Here is a 20,728-nt window from a genome sequence, read left to right as displayed (position 1 = left end):
AAACTCCCTTCTCTACATAAGGTGAACGAACCCTTTTATTTTTTAATCACTTCATATCCAGTCGTATTTTCTTTTATCTCTACGGTCGTTTCTTCTTCCTCACGTCGAACATGAACGGAAAGATATCCTTCTCCGATTTTAATTCGGTCAACTTTTAGTTCTTTCATCTCTTTCAACAGTGCTGGAGAGAGATAGATGACTTTGTTTAAACTATCAGGAAATAATCCAAGAATGGTTTGGATGAAGACTAATGGTGTCCCTGCAGCCCAAGCTTGAGGTGAACATGCTACTGGGTATTTCACTGCTCTTCCAGTTTTAGAACCATATCCACAGAAAAGCTCTGGCAGCCTGTCATATTCAAAGTGACTCGCTGCAGCTATCAATCCAGAGATCACCATATTCGCATCACTCTGGTGTTCTACTTTACTCATGCCAAGCAGGATCATACTGTTGTCATGCGGCCATATGCTTCCATCGTGATAACTCATGGGGTTATACCCCGCTTCTCCTTCTGCCATCGTGCGAATACCATACCCTGAGAAAAACTGTGGAGACACAAGTTTTTCAATCACCTTACTTGCTTTATAGTCATCCAGCATCTCTGCAAAAAGAACATGACCAGGATTGGTCGTTAAAGTCCCTACCTGCTGTTTATCCTTATCTAAAGCAATGGCATGAAACTCCTGATCTTCCATCCAAAATTTTTCATCGTAAAGTTTCTGTAGCTTTTCTGCATCAAGACGAAGTTTAGTAGCTTCATCTACTCTTCCAAGTACATCATAAATAGCTGCAATACCGATTTTGGCTTGATAGACATAGCCTTGAACCTCAGATAGAGCTATCGGTGTTTCTGCGTAATCTCCATTTCGATGTACGATCGAATCACCAGAATCCTTCCAGCCCTGGTTCGCGATCCCTTTACTTGATTCTTGATGATATTCTACGAATCCATCACCATCACGATCACCATATTCGTCGATCCAATTTAGTGCTGCATCTACATTCGACTTCAGCTGCTCTATCAACGATAAGTCACCTGTCCATTTTGTATATTCAGATAAAAGTACCAAAAATAGAGGTGTTGCATCAATCGTTCCGTAATAAGGTGTAAAAGGTACTTGGTTAGTAGAAGCAAGTTCTCCGTATCGAATCTCGTGCATGATCTTGCCAGGTTGTTCATCACGCCAAGGATCTACTTTCGTACCTTGTTGAGAAGCCATGGTTAAAAGAGTACCTTTTGCTATTTCAGGATTAAAAGCAAGCATCTGAAGCGCTGCGATCAAACTGTCTCGGCCGAAAGGAACACCAAACCATGGTAACCCCGCAACTGGAAACGCACCATGCCCAATATCCGTTAACAATACGCGAAGATCCATAATGCCTCTGTCGACAAGTCTTTGAAGTGGTTTGTAGTCTGTTTGTACTTTTGTTGTCTCTCTTTCCCAGTCTGTATAAGAAGTCTTTAGAAGTTGAAGCGCTTTCTCAGGATCCATGACTGTTCCTGACTTTCCGTTAATTTCAGGTGTCACAGAGAATGTTACTCTCTCTGCCTCACCATGATTTAATTGAAAATCAAACGCGATCGTACCATCTTTATTTACCGACTTTGCTTCTCGATCCCAATGTATCTTTGTAGCCCGTTCAACATCGTCAGCTCCTTTATAGAAGTACTTTAGCGAGTTTTCTGTAACTTCTTCGCCTGACCTTGTTCCAATTTCACCATATTGAAAACCTCGAATAATAAACATATCTGTAAAGTCAGCATCAACATGAACACTTATTTCAAAATTGACTGGTTTTGGATAATAGTTTTTCAGCTGAAGTGTCTCATACAATACGCCATCAAAAATTAAGCGCTTTCTTTCGATCTCAATAGATTCCCTCCACAGAATGAGTTCTCCGTCTTTCTCCATGTGAGGGTTAGTCAGCAAGATCTTTGCTTCATAATTCTCATCTGCAGATGAAGATAGAAGAATAGGATCTTGACCGTTTATTTTGATATCGAACTTGCTAAGAAAACGGGTATCTTTTGTATACAATCCGAGTCCATAATCGTTCTCTTTAGGAATATTCCCTTTGTCATCTGTTAAAAAAAATAGATCGTTTTCTTTTATTACACGAAAGTTCATTCTATAAGTCCTCCTAAAATAGGTAGTAAATAATTTTTCCAAAACGTTTTCGGTCTTCGTCTAAGTAAAAACCACTATCCGTGGTTTTCAGTTGATGATTCTCTTTTAATAAAAGTTGTTTGAAGTACTTTATTTTTTTCTTCAGCTTTTCCTTCAAGCATATTTGTTAGCAGTGTCGTCGCCTCAAAACCTAATTTATAGCGGCTTTGAGCAATAGTAGTTAAAGAGGGCGTTGAATACGCTGATAAGATAATGTTGTCATACCCTACAACAGATAGGTCATTTGGAAGTGTTTTACCCATCTTTTTAGCTGCTCTCATTGCTCCCATCGCCATTAGGTCACTGGCACAAAACAACGCTGTTATCTCAGGATGTTGCTTTAAGAGTTTCGTGGTTTCCACCTCTGCGGTTTCTTCTAAAAAAGCACCGTTTATTACGTAATCTTTGTTAAAAGGAATATCATTCTTCTTCAATGCTGCTTGATAGCCTGCTAACCGTTCTCTGCTGACAAAAGCTTGACTATGCCCATTAATCATCCCAATGTGTTTATGCCCTAAATCTGAGAGATGCTGAACGGCTGTTTGTGCTCCGCCTTTATTGTCGGTAGTTACATAGCCAACAGAATCACTTTCTATCGGAATATCTATAAGAATACAAGGAATATCACTTTTTAATACTTCGTCCAAATACGGATCATCCGTCTTAATTCCTTGTAGGATTACCCCTTCTACTTTTCTTTCCTTGCACAATTGGTTATAAGTTTTTTCCTGCTGTTTCTTGGAATCAGTACTGATCAAAACCAGTTCATATCCTAATTCACCAGCACAGTCATTTACTCCGCAAAGAACTTCAAAGGTAAAATTGTCTTTACTTCCTTCAATCCGAAGCCCAGATACGAGCAATCCAATGGTTTTTGTTTTTTTCATCACAAGACTTCGTGCTAGTAAACTAGGACTATAATTAAGTTCTTGAGCAATCATCTTTATTTTTTCTCTTGTTTTTTCGTTCACATCCGAGTAACCGTTCAACGCTCTGGAAACCGTTGTTACGGATACACCTGCTTTTTTTGCAACATCTCTTATGGTAGCCATACTTTATCCTCCAAAACGTTTTGGAACTGATTAGTTGTTATCTTAACGCTTTTTGATATCGCTTTCAAGTATTAGTTATATAACATTAAAAAACCCTGAGTGTAATCTTTAAAGACTACTTTCAGGGTTTGATTTTCATCTACTTGTTTTCTTCTACTTTTTCATGAGGAACTTCTTCTGATGAAGTCACTGGTTCAGAAGCAGGTTCAGCCACACGTTCTTCTTTCCAAGATTCTTTTTCATTATGAATCTGGTGCAGCTTTTTCACTTGTCGCTGCAGCTGGATCACTTTAATCAGACCAAAGAGACCTACCGATAGGCCGCCGATTACGGCTGATCCTAAAATGACAAGTACTAATGGCCAGTTGGCAGTTCCAAAGAGGTAGTTGATCTCTACATCACCAACATTAATAACGGCGAATGTTGCTATGATTAGTGCGAAAATAAAACCAAATAACAGATACAATTGCATTTTCATTATTATCACCTCATTGTTATCTATTCCCTCAATGAAAGGGAAATTCACCTAAATTTTTTAGAAATTTTTTATTGTAATTAAGCTGCTATGATTTCGGGTATCCTTGTATGAAAAGGAGGTGCTTCATTGACGATTAAAGCTTATGTTTATGACGCATATGGAACGCTTTTTGATGTACATTCTGTTACTGAAAAAGCCGAGCTTCATTTTAGAGGTCATGGTAAAGCGATTAGTGAAGAGTGGCGAAAAAAACAAGTAGAGTACTTCATGCTTCACCAGCTTACTAGAACATACCTTCCATTTTCCGAAATCACCCGCAATGCTCTTTCATATACTTTAAAAAAATTCTCTCTACAATGCAATGAAGAAGCACTTGATTCTTTAATGGATTCTTATCTAGAGCTTCAAGTCTATGAAGAAGTTCCCAAGACTCTTCATAAACTTCAACAAAATAAGGTTAAGCAGGTTATTTTTTCTAACGGAACGTATAACATGCTGAAGCCACTAGTTAAAAAAAGAGAACTAACGAATGTTATAGACCTACTATCCATTGAAGATATTGAACAATTTAAACCTGCACCCGCTGCCTATCAGTATGTTCATGAGACGCTAGCAGTAAACAGGGAAGAAGTATTATTCATGAGCTCTAACTTTTGGGACATCACTGGTGCAGCAGCATATGGATTTAAGACTGCATGGGTCAATCGAGGAAACCTACCGTTGGATGTTCTGGGGATTATACCTCATTATATATTTTCCTCCCTACGTGATCTGTTGAACGAAAGAGAGCTGCGCTCATAATCATGAGGCAGCTCTTACCTATCTTTCGTATAGCTTTTAGGATTGACTATGTAATCCGGTATCAACAGATTACCGATGAAGAACAAACAACCGCCACCTATCCGAATAAGTCTCACATGATCAGTATCTATCATAAAAGAGCTCAGCATGATTAGTGCACCTATAATAACAAATGTAATACCCCAATATCGATATTTCAAATGTAAGCTCTCCTTATTTTAAAAAGTTAATTTAGCCACTTCATAATGAATGACTTTCTTTCTTCCAATTCTTTTTCTTGTTTTTCAGAGGTGGGAATCTGCTTTGCTTCCACGTTATGAATCTTTTTTTCAGCTTTCGATTCTGAAAAGTTCAGGTGAGATACAAACCAACCGGTATCTTCTTTTTGTACAGAAACCCATACATCTTTTTGACATTCTGTGCAAGACTCCATCTGATAATAGTGCAACTTGTAGACATATTCCTTTTTATTTATACGATATTCAAATTGATCTAATTCTTTAAACGAGTAAGTAGGTTGTTCATCTTTATTCGTTGCAGAAATAATATCAATGTACTTCATTTTCTTTGAATCGGAGAGTAATATATACTTCATTGACTCATTGTTCATCAATTCAGCCTCTCCCCACTGCCTAGCAATCCCTTGTGTCTCAATACTTTGATCATCAAAGTCTACAAAAAGAAAGACAAAAGAAAAAACGATTAAGAACGCTAATAACAAACGTAAAATGCTAGGTTCCTTACTTTCTTCTTGAATTGTTAACTTAAATTCAACTTTATTTTCATTCATCTCATTCTCCTGAATGACTATTATTAATCTCCACGCTCACAACAGTTTGCCATGTATCAGGTTTATAACACTTCATTGCAGGAGTTAAATAGATTTCCTTATAACTTTTTTTCAATGAAAGGCTCTCATGCTCAGCAAAATTTACTATTTCTTATAAAGTCTCAATCGAGTTTTGATAATGACCATTATGTAACTTTTGCACACAAGGAATCGACTCATTAGAAACAAGTTTCAATGTGGGCAGTTTCTTTCCTAGTCTCTTCTCAACATTAAAACATGCTTCATTAAATAATTCATCGGTTATACAATCGGGTACTTGCATCATTTGTGTTGTAATGGATCTACTGTCATTTTTATCGTGCCAAAGTATCTCATGTGGCATTAAAGTAAATTTATAACTCAACTTATTTTTTGTTAAATGTTTAAGCTGATTTACCACTTTCCATACAACCCATTGCTGATCAATTGGCTCAGGGCGCCCTGCCCAATCCATGTGATATTTCGTGTTCATTTCTTGCGTAATATACTTCAGAGCTGGTAGTTCACGAACCACAACAGAGCCAGGTTTCATTTTGTAGATCTCAGAATGAATGTTTCGATGGTCATGAGTCATTAATTTCAATGTCAACGAATACACCTCTTTCATTCATAATTGGAAAATAATGATAATGAAAGAATAGCATAAAACAAACTGAATTTCTTTAAAAAGGAGAGATTTATCTGAAGATACAATGGTATGCAGGAATCGGTATGTTTATTTTTTCTTATGTGCTGATCTTCACCATATTAAATATTATCGCCGTAACTCGTACACCTGAAAAACATACGGAATGGTTAGAAAAAAATGGGTGGGAAATTGATACTTATTTTCCACTAAAGCAAGCATTCGCAAGTCCCATTTATTCCGAGTCGTTGGATACATACCGTTTAGCTGATGTTCATACTAAGGGTTTTAAAAAAGGGAATGTTGATCAATATACTTATCGGCTAAAAGGGGATTGTGGAAACCATTATCTCGAAGCTGTTTTGTTAACGCATTATGAAGAAATCATTGGTAGCTACATTCGACTATCTGAGAGTAATCCTGGAGTTATTAAAATGATGAACCAACCTGTATTTATGAAACAAATATGCCAAAGGCAATGAGTCTAGTCATTCTCCCATAACCTCACTAAAAGCAGAAAAAACACTTGTAACCTAGAAGTCACAAGTGTTTTAACTAGTTACTTTCTGATTCAACTTCATTCAGTCCTCTTGTTAACTGATCAGGATTAAGATCTTCTCCTATAAAAACAAGTCTTAATGGCATCTTCATTAATTCTTTTTCGTAAGTAGGCAAGCCATATGAGTACTGAAATAGATGAATTTGATTTTTAAATTGAATATACCCTTTAATTCTGTAGATCGATGAGGGGACATGTCGTAGCCAGTTTTCAAACAACTCTTTATTTACAGGTCCTTTGAAGGAATATACAAATGTTTTCACTTTTAGTTTATCTGCGGAAACAGATTGATGTTCTGATCGCTTTTTTACGGTAAGTGAAAAAAGTTGAGAAATTTCCACCTTAGAAAAATCTGTTAACACAGAAGGAATTCCTTCATTCAACCTTGTTGAGTCGTTCATAAGCAACTGCTTCTCTTTTTCCGTCAAACCGCTTGTTTTGTTCCACACGATATAATCTGCGTGCTTTACCTGCTCAAGCATGAGCATTCTTGCTTGGACATTCATACTTTCTCGGTTCAACCATCGTGGTGCGTCCATGATTGAAATGATTCCTGATATCTGTAAGTCGTCGATTAGATAAGGTGACAAACAAGCATCAAGTACATCAATCGGATGAGCGACACCTGTTGCTTCGATAATTAACGTATCAAGCTCATTCTCTTTACAAAGTCCCCATAGCTGTTTTTCAAGTTGATCTGATAATGAACAGCATATACAGCCATTAAGTAGTTCTTTGAGCGGAACATCCTCTGGAACAGAATCAGAATCTATTGAAACTTTTCCGATCTCATTCATTAACACAGCTGTTTTATGATTATGCTCTTTTTCATAGGCTAGTAGCTGTTTGAGTAACGTTGTTTTTCCGCTTCCTAAAAAGCCAGCTAGAATAATAACATTTGCTTTCTTTCCCATCGTACACCTCAAACTTCGTTTCTTTGAAAACCTTCAATTTCTTTATTTTAACACAAAATAAAAAACAGCCTTTTTACAGGCTGTTAACATTTAGTTTAGCTAATAACTTTTTTATGATATCTAGACTTACTTCTTCCCAAAGAGCATGGTCAGTCGTAAACAGACTAGAGATTCGATCTGCAAATAGTTTAAAAGCTTTTTCGTAACGCGGATCTTCTTTTGAAGGTATCTTCTTTTTGCGCTCTTCTACAATTTGTTGCAGTTTAGGTGCACGTGGTCCCCACTTTACAACTTCTTTTCCCTTCTCATCAATAAAGATGATGATAGGAATGGCTTTTGCTTTTACCGTTAAGTATCGGTCCATTAGTTCTGGATGATGGTCGCGTAAGATAAAGCGAATATCAATAAGTGCTTCATCTGCCATGCGCATAAAAACAGGAAGATTCAACATCGCATCACCACACCAATCTTCGGTAATCACGATTGCTCTCAACCGGTTTTTTTGGATGCCTTGCAACGCATCTTTCATAGGTTCAGGTAGTACGAATGAATTATATATCGTCAGCAAGTTTTCCTTGTGTGTTTTCATTGAATGGATATATGCATAGCGCGTCATGCCTTTATCAAACCATGTATTGAGGTCAGTCATCATCCTGTGTTCCTCCCTGTTTATCTTGTATTCTTATTTTAACCAAACAAGGGGGAGTTGTGGCAACGAAAACGCCTCACATTTATTTTTTTAGTTCTTTTAACCTGCTCTGAGCTTTTTCTGGAGTTGGGAAACAGCGAATAAAAGCAGGTATCTCTCATTCGGCGTTAACCGGAGCCAGTCCTTCGCTTTGTACTTCATACTGATTTCCACCTTTCACTAACATTTATCATACCGTAACTATCTAATACCTCTTTTCACGCAAAAGAAAACTTTTTTTCACACATAAGTTTTCGTCATTTATTGAGGAATTTCGCATTATTGCTCTTATTTTCTTTTTTCTTCTATAGTATTTTATGAAAGTGAAAGGGTTTCCTTTCATAAAAATAAGGGAATGGATACGAAAAACAGGGGAGGGGTTATACGGTTATGAAAATGCTGAGCGAAGATGTGAAAACTTTATTTTTTACAGACGATGGGACGATTCCAAATCATCCTTCCTGGCCCGTTTTGTTATATGTAGGAAAATTAAAAGAACCTCAAGATGCATTAGAGGTTTTTGAACAGAACGGCTGGACAAACGGTTGGAAGAACGGTGTTTTTGATTATCATCATTATCATAGCAATACACATGAAGTTCTCGGTGTTATCAGCGGTGAGGCTGTCCTCCTCCTTGGAGGGGAAGATGGTGTTTCTGTAACTGTTTCAAAAGGTGATGCCATCGTTCTCCCTGCTGGTACCGGACATAAATGTATCGGATGCAGCACTGACTTTAAAGTAGCCGGAGCATACCCGAACGGAATGGATCACAACTTAAAAAAAGGGGAACCTGATGAACGACCCGCTGTTTTAGATGACATTATGCTCGTTCCATTACCTGATAAGGATCCTCTCTTCGGAAGTGATGGACCACTATTGGAGTTATGGAAAAGTTAACGAATTCATGTGAAGAGTGCTCTCCACAATGAAGAGCACTCTTATTTATGTCATTTCCTTTTCTCTCTCCACCACGGCGAGCTTGAAAGTGATTCTGAACCGAGCGTTACGGGCTCACCAATCTGAGGCGTGCATATTGTAACACCTGATCTTGTAGCAGCATATACAGCTCTTTCAACAGGATCTGTCCAGTCATGCAGGGAAAGTGTAAATGCTCCCCAATGGATAGGAATCATGACTTTGCCTCTTACATCAATATGAGCTTGTACGGTTTCTTCAGGCATCATATGAATGGCAGCCCACTTCTCATGATATTGCCCACATTCCATCAACGAAAGATCAAACGGTCCATACCGCTCACCAATCTCTTTAAAGTGTGGTCCGTACCCACTATCACCACTAAAATAAATGTTGTCACCCTTTCCTCGTATAACCCACGAACTCCAAAGCGTAGAATTACGATCCGTTAAGCTTCTTCCTGAAAAATGTCGTGCTGGCGTACAGATCAATGAAAATCCTGCGGCTTGTATCTCGTCCCACCAGTTACATTCTTTTATAAGCTCTGGTTCTATTCCCCACCTTTTTAAATGTCCAGCAACACCAAGTGGAACTGCAAATTGTTTTACTTTTTGTTTTAGTTGTTTAATTGTTCCATAATCAAGGTGGTCATAATGATCATGTGACAGAACCACTAGATCCACTTTGGGAAGGTCTTCTATTTTAAACGGCAGTTTTTTGCTGTAACGTTTGTTTCCAAACCATGGAACGGGTGATGGTGCGGACCCAAACATCGGATCGATGAGGATGCGTTTCCCGTCCATTTCTATTAATAATGCCGAATGCCCAAACCACGTTACCCTTGTTTCTTCGTTTGTATTTTCATTTAGATCTAGTGTGTTTATAGGAATAGCTTTCTTAGGCTGACGATTCGGATTCCCTTTTAAAAACTCTTTTAATACAGGGAGCATAGAGCGTAAATCGGTTGTCATAACTGTTTCTATCTGATTAGTAAAAACACCCTTTTGATAATGTTTAACTGGTCCATAGGTGCGCCTATCATCGTTTGAAGGTTTCTTTCCAAACACAGGATGAAACATGATAAATAAAAATACAGCTGTTACGATTACAAGTAGAATGCCTAAAAAAAGCATAGTTACGTTCCTCTCTATATTACAGTAGTGCTCATATATTACTCCTTTTTGAATAATAGTAGCAACTTTTTAGTAGGAATAGAAAAATATCTAAACATTACTCACTATGATTGTTGCTTAGATTGTTTATTTTTTCCTCCTATGTAAGTTGTAGGAGCGCAAAGTTTTTTAGAGTACTAGTGAAAAGAACGACAAAAAAGCTGATTTATGTGAATATACTAGATCTCACACAATCAGCTTTTATTCCATCTATTCATTTAAGCACTTTCCTTTTCCTTTTTCTTCACTGCTTTCTTTCGTTTTCTCTTCTTTTTCTTTTGAAGCTCTTCTTCTTTTGCTCTGTTCTTTGCACGTCTTCTCATCTCTTCATAGATTCTAATACAAAGAGTTGCAAAGCTGATCAGCAACGCAATAATCTTATACGCCATCCCCATACACGCCCTTTCTTCCTAAGAAACGGGGCAAATATTTATGAATCTGATTCTTTCGCTGCAGCCGTTTCAATAGGAGTTCTCATCGCTCTTAAATTCTCCTGATCGCAAACTGCTTTTTCTTGTGCATTTAATACTAACAATCCATTTCCTTCTGCTTTCTTTGTCAGTCCGATACTTAACGTATTCTTGACCAATTGAGCATAAACTTCAGCTTCTGAAAGTTCACGGCCGAACAATTTTTCTTCTCGTTCGATTAGTAAAGCTGCTGCTCCCGATACATGAGGTGTCGCCATCGAAGTTCCAGACAGCTTAGCATATTTATTTCCAGGATAAGTAGAAACAACATCAACCCCCGGAGCAACAAGGTCAATCTCATCATTAGTGTTTGAAAACGGAGCAAGTTTCATTTTCGCATCGACTGCACCGACTTGAACGACCTCTTTATACGCCCCAGGATAAGCATGCTCGTTCGTATCTTCCTTGTTGTCTCCTTCGTTACCCGCTGCACAGACAACAAGTACATCTTCCAATACTGCTCGTTGAATCGCTTCATGTAACTCAGGTACATCTGTCGGTCCACCAAGTGACATAGAAATCACACGCACTCTTTCGCCATTTTTTCCTCTCCATTTAACGGAGTAGTCAATCGCATCGATGATTCCTTGGTACGATCCACCGCCATCTTTACCAAGAACTCTACAGATTAAGAGTTTCGCATCTGGCGCTACACCCGCTACACCCGCATTGTTTAATGTAGCTGCAATCGTACCTGCCACATGTGTCCCATGATAATGCGCATCTTGATAATCATCGTCATCTCCATCAACAAAATTCCGACCATCGATGATTCGTTCAGCAAGCTCCGGATGACTTGTATCACAGCCAGTATCTAGTATGGCAACAACAACACTTTGTCCTTTTTCACCTTCACGCCAAAACGCAGGAGCGTTAATCATCTCGACTCCATATGGAATCTCTTCTTTTGATTCTTCTATCACTTCTTCTAACACGAACGGGATCAAACAGACTTCACTCATCTTCATTACCTCCTTTTATTTAAAAAGAATGTTTGTAAAGCAAGTGACTCTTGAAAAGACTAAAGTAACAATAGACCTCCTTTCTAACTGGTGGCAAGACTTGTAAGAAATGAAGACTCTAGTTGTTGAACTTATTACTATTCTACCAAACTGTTAAAAGTTACCACAAGTCCTGTCTTAAAAATGAGCTATTAAGTCTACATCGACATTTTACGCAATGCGAACATATGTCCTTATCCTTAAATTCCAACATCACTCGACAATTTTTGTTAGTCCTATTAAACTATGGACCATAAAAACTCCCAAGACTAGAGATCGTCTTGGGAGTTTTCAAATGGATAAGAGTACGAATTAGTAACGTACAGCTTTAGATGCATTTACACGACCTTTTGCATACAATGAACCTGTTCCAGAAACATAATCAGTCGTGTTCTCAATTGCAGCACGGATGTTAGCAGCACTTCTTCCTTGTGAAGCAAGTAACCCTGCTACACCTGCAACTAGAGGACAAGCCATTGAAGTACCAGACATGTAAGCATATCCTCCATTACGTACAGTAGAAGCGATGTCTACACCAGGAGCAGCAACATCAACCCAAGATCCGTAGTTTGAGAACGAAGCACGAACGTCATTACGGTCAGTTGCAGCTACTGCAATCGCACCAGAATAGTAGGCAGGGTAGCTCGGTGCAGAAGTGTTTTCGTTACCAGCTGCGGCAACTACAACTACTCCTTTAGAAACGGCATAGTTTACTGCGTTTTGTAATGAAGTAGCAGAACCTGGTCCACCAAGGCTAAGTGAAACTACTTTTGCTCCGTTATCTACAGCATGATAGATACCGTTAGCAACATCATCAAGAGATCCGCTTCCGTTCGCATCTAGTACACGTACAGCATAGATGGATACGTTTGGTGCCATTCCTGCGATACCTCTCGCGTTATTCGTTGCAGCTGCTGCGATACCTGCAGCATGTGTTCCGTGATCGTTCTGATCCATTGGATCCCAATCATCACTTACATAGTCATATCCTTTAATAACTTTACCAGCTAGATCAGGGTGATTGTAATCAACCCCTGTATCAATAATTGCAATTTTTGTAGTAGATGAACCGCGTGTGATGTCCCAAGCTGATTGAGCACCTACTTTTTGAGGTGCATATTGCACTCCATTTGAGAAATACGTGTCATTTGGCGTCCAGCTCGCATGGTATGTATAGTTTGGCTCTGCATACTCTACATCTCCACTCGCTTCATATTCTGCAATGGCTGCATCTACGTTTCCATCTTTAACTTTGATTACATGAAACTTAGAACCTTTTTCTTTAACTTCATCTTTACCTTTTACTGCTAAAGACTTTACTTTTGACTCTGATACGTTGTCTTTAAATTTTACGATAATTTCTTGAGGTGTAACGTTTGCTTTTACCTCTGTGCTTTTTGCAGCTGCTGCTGGTGTTGCAAGAGAAACTACTAAAGGTAGAACCGCTGCCATAGTGGCAATCTTCTTAATCATTTACTTCACTCCTCTAATTTGATGTTGAACTACAATTTCTAATATAGAGGCCAATTTACAGAAAATAAAGAAGAATTTTACTATTCTAACAAAAACAAATATAAACTACTAATTTTTAAAAGTTTTAACTTAAAATAGGAATAAAGTCATTAATCCGTCTCTTTTTTTATTACTTCTTTCCTCATCTGGACGTAGATATGACCTAGTATAGGTAGTGGTTTTTTTAGAATTAAAAAGCTTAAGCGTTTAAAATTTTCTGTAAGAGGAATAGCTAGAAAAGAAACATAATTATGGAGGGATGTTCATGATACAAACAGGAGACACAGCACCTGACTTTACGATCAAAACCGAAAGTGGAGAGTCCTTCTCCTTTCATAACCACCTTGAAAAAGATGATCGATTTCACTTACTTGTCTTTTTCCGAGGAGAATGGTGTCCCGTATGTAACGACCAATTGAAAGAGTTAGAACAAAATATTGAGACATTCAAAGAATTGAACACTCACATCTTAGCCATATCTACTGATGAAGAACAAAATTTGAAGAAGATGAAGGATAAACACTCTCTTTCTTTTCCGGTCTTTAGTGATACAGAACGTGTTGCAGGAGAACCTTATGGCGTTCAATATCATAACGGAAAACTCTATGACGATCATGGTGAGCATGGAGAACCAGCATTATTTTTAGTAGATGATCAAAAACGAGTTGTCTACTTTGATATCCAAACTGGACCATTTGGAAGGCCGACTGCAGAAGATCTAAGAAAGACAATCAAATATATTAAGAAAACATTAAGATAAAAAAGACGACGAAGTCAGGTGTTCCCCTGATTTCGTCGTCTTTTACATGATGATTGTTTATATTATCCACTTAATCCTCTACTGTCCCTACAAAGTATTCGTTCTTCCGATAAGATAGAGCACTTACATGAGCAAGGAGCTCTTTATCATTTTCCACGCTCACTTCATACCAAGAGGTCCGTTGATTACGTTTAATCTCTGTTGCTCTTGCCGTCACCTTATCCCCTCTTTGGCATGCAGCAAGATACCCAATAGTAACAGAAAGTCCCACTGATGTTTTTCCATAGGAATTACATGCTACAGCAAAGACAAAATCAGCGATAGCAAATAATGCAGCTCCATGTGCTGTTCCATGAGCATTTAGCATATTTTCAGTGATTGTCATCTGTGCTTCTGCTGTACCTGGACCCACTTCTAATAATTCGATACCTAACCATTTTGCAAAAGTGTCATTTTGGAGCTTTTCCTTAATCTCCTCTCTATACTGAATATGCACATCACGATCGTCTCTTATTGTTTTCATATTTCTCACCTCACTATAAGACATTCTGGGTTCAACAAATATTCACCTTCTTGCATATATAAGGATTAATACTTCACATTCTATACGAATACATTTAAAATAAAGTAACTAAACATATAAGAAAGGTCGGATTAATATGTCTCACTCTTCTGTTTCTATTCCAAGACCTTTAGTTCGAACAAATCAGTGGTTCATTTTTTTATCTACACTAGCTACCTGGCTAACTGGTCAACCATGGTTCTTATTACTTCCTTTAGTTGCCGGTCTTCTAGGAATGTTTGTTGATTACAATCCCATAATGAAAGCTGCTGCATTCTTTTTAAAAAAGAAACCTTCTGCGTACATTCCAGAGGATAAGGACCAGCAACAGTTTAATCAGTTGATTGCTATATCGCTTCTAACAGTGGGTTTTCTAAGTTATATACTAGGTTGGAGTACTGTAGCCTGGATTGCTACGATCATGGTTGCAACTGCTTCTTTTGTAGCAATACTCGGCTTTTGTATCGGATGCTTTATTAGGTTCAGATGGCAGCAATATCGTTACAAGAGATCTCAAGACTCAAACTAAAAAACACAAAAAACCATTGGCATTTAAAGGCGAATGGTTTTTCTTAGTTTTATTGCTTCAAATACGAAGTTTTGCCTAGCATGAGTAGGTTCCTTACCCATTCAAAATCAACTATAACTTTAACTTCTGAAAGCCCAACATCCTTTAGTATCAATTTCATTTCTTCAATGCCATACCATCGAATTGCAAAGCGTTGAAGCTCAGTTTGAATCAGACTTCCCAATTTTATTTTTTATTTTATTTAAAAATGAGTGAGTACTCACTTGACCATGATCATCCCACTATCATATGATAGTGATAATGAGTGAGTACTCACTAAATTTTTGAAGGAGGCTTAATATGGAATCTGTTATTAAAGTAGCAAATGTTTCTAAGAATTATCGGTCTCATCAAGTATTGAAGAACATAGACCTAACCGTGAACAAAAATGAAATCTATGGATTGTTGGGTCCTTCAGGAGCTGGAAAAACAACATTAGTTAAGATGATCGCGGGGATCGAGATTCCCACTTCTGGCAGTATACGTGTTCTCGATTCATCCATGCCTAATCTTAAAATCATGACGCAAATTGGGTTTATGGCTCAATCTGATGCTCTTTACGGAGAATTAAGCGGAAGGGAAAACCTAGAATTCTTCTCATCCATTTATGGTCTAAAAGGACAAAAACAAAAAGAAAGGATTCATCAAGTTACTGAACTCGTGAACCTTTCAAGCTTTCTGCAAAAACCAGTCAATCAATATTCCGGCGGCATGAAACGAAGATTGTCTTTAGCTGCTGCACTCTTACATGAACCACAGATCCTCATTCTTGATGAACCTACTGTAGGAATTGATCCCGTGCTCCGGCAATCGATATGGGATGAACTTTATAAGTTAAGTAAGAGCGGAACTACGATTCTAGTTACGACACATGTAATGGATGAAGCTGAGAAATGCGGTCAGCTCGGAATGCTTCGTGATGGAAAGCTAATTGCCTCTGGAACACCACAAGAATTAAAGGATTTTACATCAAGTGCTTCAATTGAAGACGCATTTCTCTATTATGGAGGTGTCCACCATGAGAATTAAAGCATTAGTCATAAGAATCATCAGACAGTTCATACGTGACAAACGCACACTTGCCATGATGTTTATTGCTCCTCTTCTTATCCTAACCCTTGTGAACTTAGTTTTTTCGAGCAATGACTATGAACCTAAGATCGGGGTAATAAGTAATCAAAAAATTGTAGATCAGCTTAAATCGTCAGATAAAGCTTTCATCGCTTATCAAAATGCGGCGGAAGCTCACCAAGGTTTAGAAGATGAAGAACTTGATGCTGTTCTTGAAGTTACATTACCTTCTACTTCTATTACGCTTGAAGGAAGTAATCCTACAGCAAACAAGTCTTCGATCACAACGATTCAAAAAGCCTTGAAATCACTTCCGAATCAAGACACTAAAAAAATAAAAAACACCCCAGAAATCAAGTATTTGCATGGTTCTGCTGATATGGAGACTTTTGATTATATCGGCCCGTTCTTGATTGGGTTTTTCATTTTCTTTTTCGTATTCTTAATCTCTGGGGTATCATTTTTACGCGAAAGAACGACTGGAACACTTGAACGGCTGCTCGCTACGCCGATGCGTAGATGGGAGATGGTAGTTGGATATGTAGTAGGCTTTGGCATTTTCACCATTTTACAATCGGCTATCATTGTTTCGTTTGCGATTTATGTTCTTGATATCATGATGGCCGGTTCAATATGGTTAGTTATTTTAATTACACTCATGCTTGCGATTACCGCACTTTCACTTGGAACTTTGCTTTCTGCTTTTGCCACCAATGAACTACAGATGATTCAGTTCATCCCGCTTGTCGTTGTGCCTCAAGTATTTTTCTCAGGTTTGTTTTCTATTGAAACGATGGCAGGATGGCTTCAGCCTTTAAGCATTATTATGCCCTTAACATACGGAGGAGAAGCGATTCGGGATGTTATGATTCAAGGTGACGGGTGGAATGATATATATGGAAACGTTCTCGTCCTTATTGGTTTCTCCCTTTTATTTATGATACTAAATGTACTCGCCTTGAAAAAACACCGCAAACTCTAAGGTGTAGCGTTTGTACTGCCTATGAATAGTGTCTATAATGAAGAAAATGTACGATTATAAAAGGAGTAGCTTTAATGTCCAATTCCGAGTGGATTCATGACCTAATTAACGAACACGATGCTCCCACAATGAGCGATAAACAGCGAAAGATTCTTGAAGCTGCAATCGATACTTTCTCAGAAAAAGGATATGCCGCTTCTTCTACGAGTGAGATCGCAAAAAAAGCAGGGGTTGCTGAAGGTACAATTTTTCGTCATTTCAAAACGAAAAAAGAGCTATTGCTTGCCATCGTGACACCAACTGTCGCTAAATTCGTGGCGCCTTTCTTCATAAAGTCTTTTGCAAAAGAAGTATTCGAGAACGAATATGAACACTATGAAGATTTTATAAGAGTCGTTGCTAAAAACAGACTGGAATTTGTTCGAAAACAGTTTCCTGTATTAAAAATATTCATTCAAGAGATCGCTTTTCATGATGAATTGCGCGAACCATTTCAAAAACTTTTCACTGAACATGTGTATCAGAAATTCAAGAAGATCATCGAGCATTTCCAAGAAAAAGGAGAGATTGTTTCTCTTCCTCCAGAAACGATCATGCGCATGACTGCATCAAGTATCATCGGCTACATCCTGCCACGTTTTCTTCTCTTTTCAGATAAAGAGTGGGACGACGAAAAAGAGATTGATCAGATCGTATCGTTTATCATGTATGGTCTTACAGGAAAACGATAACTAAAAAAAACAGAACCTGCCCTTCAAAGAAGCAGGTTCTGTTTTTTATTTATTCTACTAGAATTTGGGGTTCAGGGATAAAGTGAGAAAGTTGAATATCGGAATCAGTAGTTGTCGGTGACATTACTTTAGCGGCAGGACTAATAGCAAAGAATAAAAAGATGATGCCAAATACCTTAACTTTCTTCATACTCTCACCTCCTACTCTTCACTCTAGCAACGGTTTCATGCACAATAAACATTACCCGAAATTCTATCATTCTGAAGCCTTTTTTTTCTGCGCAATCGGCAACAATGTGTTATGTTCTCTTAACAGAATGACGAACAAACAAACAGCTAGTATTAAAAAAATAATTCCGGATCCCATGAACCCATTCGAGTAGGATGGTATATCTGCAGCAGGAACACTCTCATTTATTTCTATTCCTAAAAAGTACACACCGATGCCGTCACCGTCCACGGAATTTTCAGCAATAGCCTTTAGATTTAGTCCATGTGTTAATAAAATGATACCTACCATAGAAAATAAAATACCTACTGTCCATCTCATCTTTCAGTCTCTAAAACAGCTTCTTTCCGTAAAGCTTTATACGTCGGACTCAAGATACTCCAAACATCAAAAATATTCCCATCGGGGTCATAAAAAACAAAATTCCTACCTGGATGTCCACGATTTTCAATTGTTCCTGTTTGAACACCTTCCTGTTTAAATTTAGCATGCAGGGTGGTCAATACTTCCATTCCGTCAACTTCAAACGTTAATGAGAACCTTTTGTTTCCTTTAAAGTCAGTAAAGTTTGAAGTCTCCCCTTCTAACGATCGGACCAGAAAAAAACTTTGGTCTGCTAGATTAAGTATGGCTTTTTCGTGATCACAATAACTGATCGTTGCCCCAAGCTTTTCTCTGTACCATCTAGCTGAATGGTCTACATCCCTTACAGGCACGTATGTCGTACCCACACGAATTAACGTTTCAATCAAGGAAATCGCCTCCTCATCAAAATGAAATATTTTATATAAAATTTCTTCTAGGAAAAGAAATATCCTCCTTAAAAACAAGGAAACTCTATTAAAGGAAGAGAAATAGTACAATAATAAAGTAGCTGGAGAGTGAATACATCATGAATGAATATCAATTAAAACATACAATCCCTGTTCTTCGAATATTCGATGAACAGAAGGCAAATGAATTTTATATAGATTTTCTTGGGTTTTCGATAGATTGGGAACATCGATATGAAGAAGATTTTCCAATCTATATGCAGGTTTCACTTGGGGAATGCTCATTACACCTGTCCGAGCATCATGGTGATTCGACCCCTGGAATTAAACTAAGGATTCATGTTGTAGGAATTGAAGCCTACCATCAGTTCTTAGCTGAAAAAAAATATAAGTTTGCTAGACCAGGACTAGAAGAGGCACATGGCTTTAAAGAAGTAAGAGTGGGTGATCCGTTCGGAAACGAGTTTTGTTTTGTAGAAAAGATGGATTCCCTTTAGTCTATACAAAAAAGACACCTGTAGGTAATCATCAGGTGTCTTTTTTGCTTTATTCGAGTGCTCTTTTTGCTAGTGTACTGATAACCATATCATCCATCGGTGGGTTGTGAAGTCCTGCTCGCACATCACGATAATGCCTTTGTAATGGGCTAGACATAGCTAGACTTCTTGCTCCTACAATCCTCATAGCTAGATCGACCACTCTTGCTGCTGCATTTGTTACGATGTGTTTTACTGCCATTAATTCTGGACCCATCTGCATTCTTGAATGCGGTTCGTCTACCCATCTATGTGCAACACTGTACAATACTTCCCTTGCGTGTAAGAGTTCTAGCTCCATCTCTCCAACTTTTCTTTGCACTTCCGGCACTTCTCCGATGGGACCTGGCAGGCTATTAGGTTTATACGTCTTTGCAAATTGAACAGCTTCGTTGCGAGCTGCGACCGCAACACCGATGTAACACGCTGGTATGTGAAGCAGCCAAGCTTTTGGTAGTTCGCTCTTGCCTCGATCTTGCTCGACCAAAGCACTGTTTTGGACTACTACATCCTTCATGATAAGATCATCACTTCGTGTTCCACGCATCGCTACTGTATCCCACGTTTCTTCAATCCTCACACCTTCGGATTTCATAGAAATCATGAAATTCCCTTTCTTACCCGTATCTCCGATCTGTGCTGAAACAATCGCATAATCAAGTGCAGGTGCCATAGAAGTAAAGGTTTTCCTTCCATTGATGATCCACTCGTCATTTTTTCGAGTTGCTGTTGTTTGTGGCATTCCTCCACGCGTAGGGCTTCCTGTTGCAGGCTCAGTCGCTGCTCTATTTACTAACACTTGATCATTCACTACTTTTTCACAGAGTAACTTAAATGTTTCTTCATCCCAAGTTCGTTCTTCTGCAAGTTCTAAAAAACATCCAAGGTGCCAGCCGAGACACAACGCTGTAGCTGCATCGCCAGTGGCAATTCTTTCTTGTAATAGAACAAATTCATACAAACTTAATCCTGCTCCTCCGAATTCAGTGGGAACAGTTAAAGATAAGTAACCCGCTTTTTTTAATTCTTCTACATTCTCAAATGGAAATTCACTTTTTTGATCATATGTGTCCGCTCTTTTAGCAAATCCACTTGCTAGCGTATCAATTCTATCGAACCATTCTCGCTGTTTTTTTGTTTTAATAAACGTCTCATATAGATAATCCACACGACGACAATCCCTTCTTAACAAATCAGAACACTATGGTTTATTTTATAGAGTATGCCTTTACTCTATTAACCGGCAAGGTATTAGTCACATATTTCCCCTTTGACTTCTTCCTGACACATTCTTTGAGTAAGATTTAGTCATAAAACGGCTTGTATTAATGG

Annotated in this window: 26 protein-coding genes; 9 read left to right on the top strand and 17 right to left on the bottom strand. The window is 38.2% G+C overall.

All coding sequences use genetic code 11. The annotated features are described in order from the left end of the window. Positions 1 to 35: 35 nt before the first annotated feature. The 3 genes from ABE65_RS06335 to ABE65_RS06325 form a co-directional block, all read right to left on the bottom strand. A complete protein-coding gene (locus ABE65_RS06335) occupies positions 36 to 2,129 on the bottom strand; it encodes an amylo-alpha-1,6-glucosidase (protein WP_066392566.1) in 2,094 nt (697 codons plus the stop codon). A 74-nt stretch (positions 2,130 to 2,203) separates the two neighbouring features. Continuing rightward, entirely contained in the window at positions 2,204 to 3,220 is a 1,017-nt protein-coding gene (locus tag ABE65_RS06330) for a LacI family DNA-binding transcriptional regulator (protein WP_066392558.1), read from the bottom strand. A gap of 139 nt (positions 3,221 to 3,359) precedes the next feature. Beyond that, complete coding sequence (locus tag ABE65_RS06325; RefSeq protein WP_066392556.1) at positions 3,360 to 3,698, bottom strand: LapA family protein; 339 nt, start codon at positions 3,696 to 3,698, stop codon at positions 3,360 to 3,362. A gap of 126 nt (positions 3,699 to 3,824) precedes the next feature. Between ABE65_RS06325 and ABE65_RS06320 the strand changes: the two genes are divergently transcribed. Then, on the top strand, positions 3,825 to 4,499 hold the full coding sequence (locus ABE65_RS06320; protein ID WP_066392554.1) for a haloacid dehalogenase type II: 675 nt from the start codon (positions 3,825 to 3,827) through the stop codon (positions 4,497 to 4,499). Positions 4,500 to 4,513: 14 nt separating this feature from the next. Here ABE65_RS06320 and ABE65_RS06315 read toward each other — a convergent pair whose 3' ends face one another. From ABE65_RS06315 to ABE65_RS06305, 3 genes are all read right to left on the bottom strand, one after another. After that, the gene (locus ABE65_RS06315) at positions 4,514 to 4,699 is read right to left on the bottom strand and encodes a hypothetical protein (protein WP_066392551.1); all 186 of its coding nucleotides are present in this window, start codon (positions 4,697 to 4,699) and stop codon (positions 4,514 to 4,516) included. Positions 4,700 to 4,725: 26 nt separating this feature from the next. Continuing rightward, positions 4,726 to 5,289: a hypothetical protein gene (locus tag ABE65_RS06310; protein ID WP_066392548.1), complete on the bottom strand. Its 564-nt coding sequence runs from the start codon at positions 5,287 to 5,289 to the stop codon at positions 4,726 to 4,728. A gap of 151 nt (positions 5,290 to 5,440) precedes the next feature. Continuing rightward, positions 5,441 to 5,917 (bottom strand): hypothetical protein, encoded by a 477-nt coding sequence (locus ABE65_RS06305; protein ID WP_066392545.1) that lies wholly within the window; start codon positions 5,915 to 5,917, stop codon positions 5,441 to 5,443. 122 nt (positions 5,918 to 6,039) lie between these two features. On the opposite strand from ABE65_RS06305, the gene ABE65_RS06300 reads away from it, so the two are divergent. Further along, positions 6,040 to 6,435: a hypothetical protein gene (locus tag ABE65_RS06300; protein WP_066392542.1), complete on the top strand. Its 396-nt coding sequence runs from the start codon at positions 6,040 to 6,042 to the stop codon at positions 6,433 to 6,435. 73 nt (positions 6,436 to 6,508) lie between these two features. Here the strand turns inward: ABE65_RS06300 and ABE65_RS06295 are convergent, their stop codons facing one another. Beyond that, positions 6,509 to 7,426, bottom strand: a complete 918-nt coding sequence (locus ABE65_RS06295) for a CobW family GTP-binding protein (protein ID WP_066392541.1) — start codon at positions 7,424 to 7,426, stop codon at positions 6,509 to 6,511. A 73-nt stretch (positions 7,427 to 7,499) separates the two neighbouring features. Beyond that, positions 7,500 to 8,078 carry a thioredoxin family protein gene (locus tag ABE65_RS06290; protein ID WP_231887863.1) on the bottom strand — a complete coding sequence of 193 codons (579 nt, stop codon included), beginning with the start codon at positions 8,076 to 8,078 and terminating at the stop codon, positions 7,500 to 7,502. Between the two features lie 426 nt (positions 8,079 to 8,504). Between ABE65_RS06290 and ABE65_RS06285 the strand changes: the two genes are divergently transcribed. After that, positions 8,505 to 9,011 (top strand): cupin domain-containing protein, encoded by a 507-nt coding sequence (locus tag ABE65_RS06285; RefSeq protein ID WP_066392540.1) that lies wholly within the window; start codon positions 8,505 to 8,507, stop codon positions 9,009 to 9,011. A gap of 50 nt (positions 9,012 to 9,061) precedes the next feature. Here ABE65_RS06285 and ABE65_RS06280 read toward each other — a convergent pair whose 3' ends face one another. The 4 genes from ABE65_RS06280 to ABE65_RS06270 form a co-directional block, all read right to left on the bottom strand. Then, positions 9,062 to 10,162 carry an MBL fold metallo-hydrolase gene (locus tag ABE65_RS06280; protein ID WP_066392539.1) on the bottom strand — a complete coding sequence of 367 codons (1,101 nt, stop codon included), beginning with the start codon at positions 10,160 to 10,162 and terminating at the stop codon, positions 9,062 to 9,064. Between the two features lie 257 nt (positions 10,163 to 10,419). Beyond that, on the bottom strand, positions 10,420 to 10,590 hold the full coding sequence (locus ABE65_RS21800; RefSeq protein ID WP_153238849.1) for a hypothetical protein: 171 nt from the start codon (positions 10,588 to 10,590) through the stop codon (positions 10,420 to 10,422). Positions 10,591 to 10,631: 41 nt separating this feature from the next. Continuing rightward, the gene (locus ABE65_RS06275; protein WP_066392536.1) at positions 10,632 to 11,633 is read right to left on the bottom strand and encodes a S8 family peptidase; all 1,002 of its coding nucleotides are present in this window, start codon (positions 11,631 to 11,633) and stop codon (positions 10,632 to 10,634) included. Between the two features lie 351 nt (positions 11,634 to 11,984). Next, positions 11,985 to 13,145 carry a S8 family peptidase gene (locus tag ABE65_RS06270; protein ID WP_066392533.1) on the bottom strand — a complete coding sequence of 387 codons (1,161 nt, stop codon included), beginning with the start codon at positions 13,143 to 13,145 and terminating at the stop codon, positions 11,985 to 11,987. A gap of 304 nt (positions 13,146 to 13,449) precedes the next feature. On the opposite strand from ABE65_RS06270, the gene ABE65_RS06265 reads away from it, so the two are divergent. Further along, on the top strand, positions 13,450 to 13,944 hold the full coding sequence (locus ABE65_RS06265) for a peroxiredoxin family protein (protein WP_197480346.1): 495 nt from the start codon (positions 13,450 to 13,452) through the stop codon (positions 13,942 to 13,944). Positions 13,945 to 14,014: 70 nt separating this feature from the next. Here ABE65_RS06265 and ABE65_RS06260 read toward each other — a convergent pair whose 3' ends face one another. Next, positions 14,015 to 14,467, bottom strand: a complete 453-nt coding sequence (locus tag ABE65_RS06260) for a hotdog fold thioesterase (RefSeq protein WP_066392527.1) — start codon at positions 14,465 to 14,467, stop codon at positions 14,015 to 14,017. A gap of 136 nt (positions 14,468 to 14,603) precedes the next feature. Here ABE65_RS06260 and ABE65_RS06255 point away from each other — a divergent pair, with 136 nt between their 5' ends. The 4 genes from ABE65_RS06255 (at position 14,604) to ABE65_RS06240 (ending at position 17,858) form a co-directional block, all read left to right on the top strand. Beyond that, the gene (locus tag ABE65_RS06255; protein ID WP_066392524.1) at positions 14,604 to 15,035 is read left to right on the top strand and encodes a DUF4395 domain-containing protein; all 432 of its coding nucleotides are present in this window, start codon (positions 14,604 to 14,606) and stop codon (positions 15,033 to 15,035) included. Between the two features lie 339 nt (positions 15,036 to 15,374). Continuing rightward, on the top strand, positions 15,375 to 16,103 hold the full coding sequence (locus ABE65_RS06250; RefSeq protein WP_066392521.1) for an ABC transporter ATP-binding protein: 729 nt from the start codon (positions 15,375 to 15,377) through the stop codon (positions 16,101 to 16,103). Continuing rightward, positions 16,093 to 17,127: an ABC transporter permease gene (locus ABE65_RS06245; RefSeq protein ID WP_066392518.1), complete on the top strand. Its 1,035-nt coding sequence runs from the start codon at positions 16,093 to 16,095 to the stop codon at positions 17,125 to 17,127. Before ABE65_RS06250 ends, ABE65_RS06245 begins: the two co-directional genes overlap by 11 nt. A gap of 74 nt (positions 17,128 to 17,201) precedes the next feature. Beyond that, complete coding sequence (locus ABE65_RS06240; RefSeq protein ID WP_066392510.1) at positions 17,202 to 17,858, top strand: TetR/AcrR family transcriptional regulator; 657 nt, start codon at positions 17,202 to 17,204, stop codon at positions 17,856 to 17,858. Positions 17,859 to 17,907: 49 nt separating this feature from the next. Here the strand turns inward: ABE65_RS06240 and ABE65_RS21795 are convergent, their stop codons facing one another. From ABE65_RS21795 to ABE65_RS06230, 3 genes are all read right to left on the bottom strand, one after another. Then, complete coding sequence (locus ABE65_RS21795) at positions 17,908 to 18,048, bottom strand: hypothetical protein (RefSeq protein WP_153238858.1); 141 nt, start codon at positions 18,046 to 18,048, stop codon at positions 17,908 to 17,910. Between the two features lie 66 nt (positions 18,049 to 18,114). After that, positions 18,115 to 18,408, bottom strand: a complete 294-nt coding sequence (locus ABE65_RS06235) for a hypothetical protein (RefSeq protein WP_066392508.1) — start codon at positions 18,406 to 18,408, stop codon at positions 18,115 to 18,117. After that, the gene (locus ABE65_RS06230) at positions 18,405 to 18,839 is read right to left on the bottom strand and encodes a VOC family protein (RefSeq protein WP_066392506.1); all 435 of its coding nucleotides are present in this window, start codon (positions 18,837 to 18,839) and stop codon (positions 18,405 to 18,407) included. Before ABE65_RS06230 ends, ABE65_RS06235 begins: the two co-directional genes overlap by 4 nt. Positions 18,840 to 18,979: 140 nt before the next feature. Here ABE65_RS06230 and ABE65_RS06225 point away from each other — a divergent pair, with 140 nt between their 5' ends. Then, positions 18,980 to 19,357 carry a glyoxalase superfamily protein gene (locus tag ABE65_RS06225; RefSeq protein ID WP_066392504.1) on the top strand — a complete coding sequence of 126 codons (378 nt, stop codon included), beginning with the start codon at positions 18,980 to 18,982 and terminating at the stop codon, positions 19,355 to 19,357. A 49-nt stretch (positions 19,358 to 19,406) separates the two neighbouring features. Here the strand turns inward: ABE65_RS06225 and ABE65_RS06220 are convergent, their stop codons facing one another. After that, positions 19,407 to 20,564, bottom strand: a complete 1,158-nt coding sequence (locus ABE65_RS06220; protein ID WP_066392502.1) for an acyl-CoA dehydrogenase family protein — start codon at positions 20,562 to 20,564, stop codon at positions 19,407 to 19,409. Positions 20,565 to 20,728 lie beyond the last annotated feature (164 nt).

This window comes from Fictibacillus phosphorivorans, assembly GCF_001629705.1.
Taxonomy (GTDB): domain Bacteria; phylum Bacillota; class Bacilli; order Bacillales; family Fictibacillaceae; genus Fictibacillus; species Fictibacillus phosphorivorans_A.
Note: the sequence above shows the minus strand (reverse complement) of the source record. Positions and strands in the feature narration are given on the sequence as shown.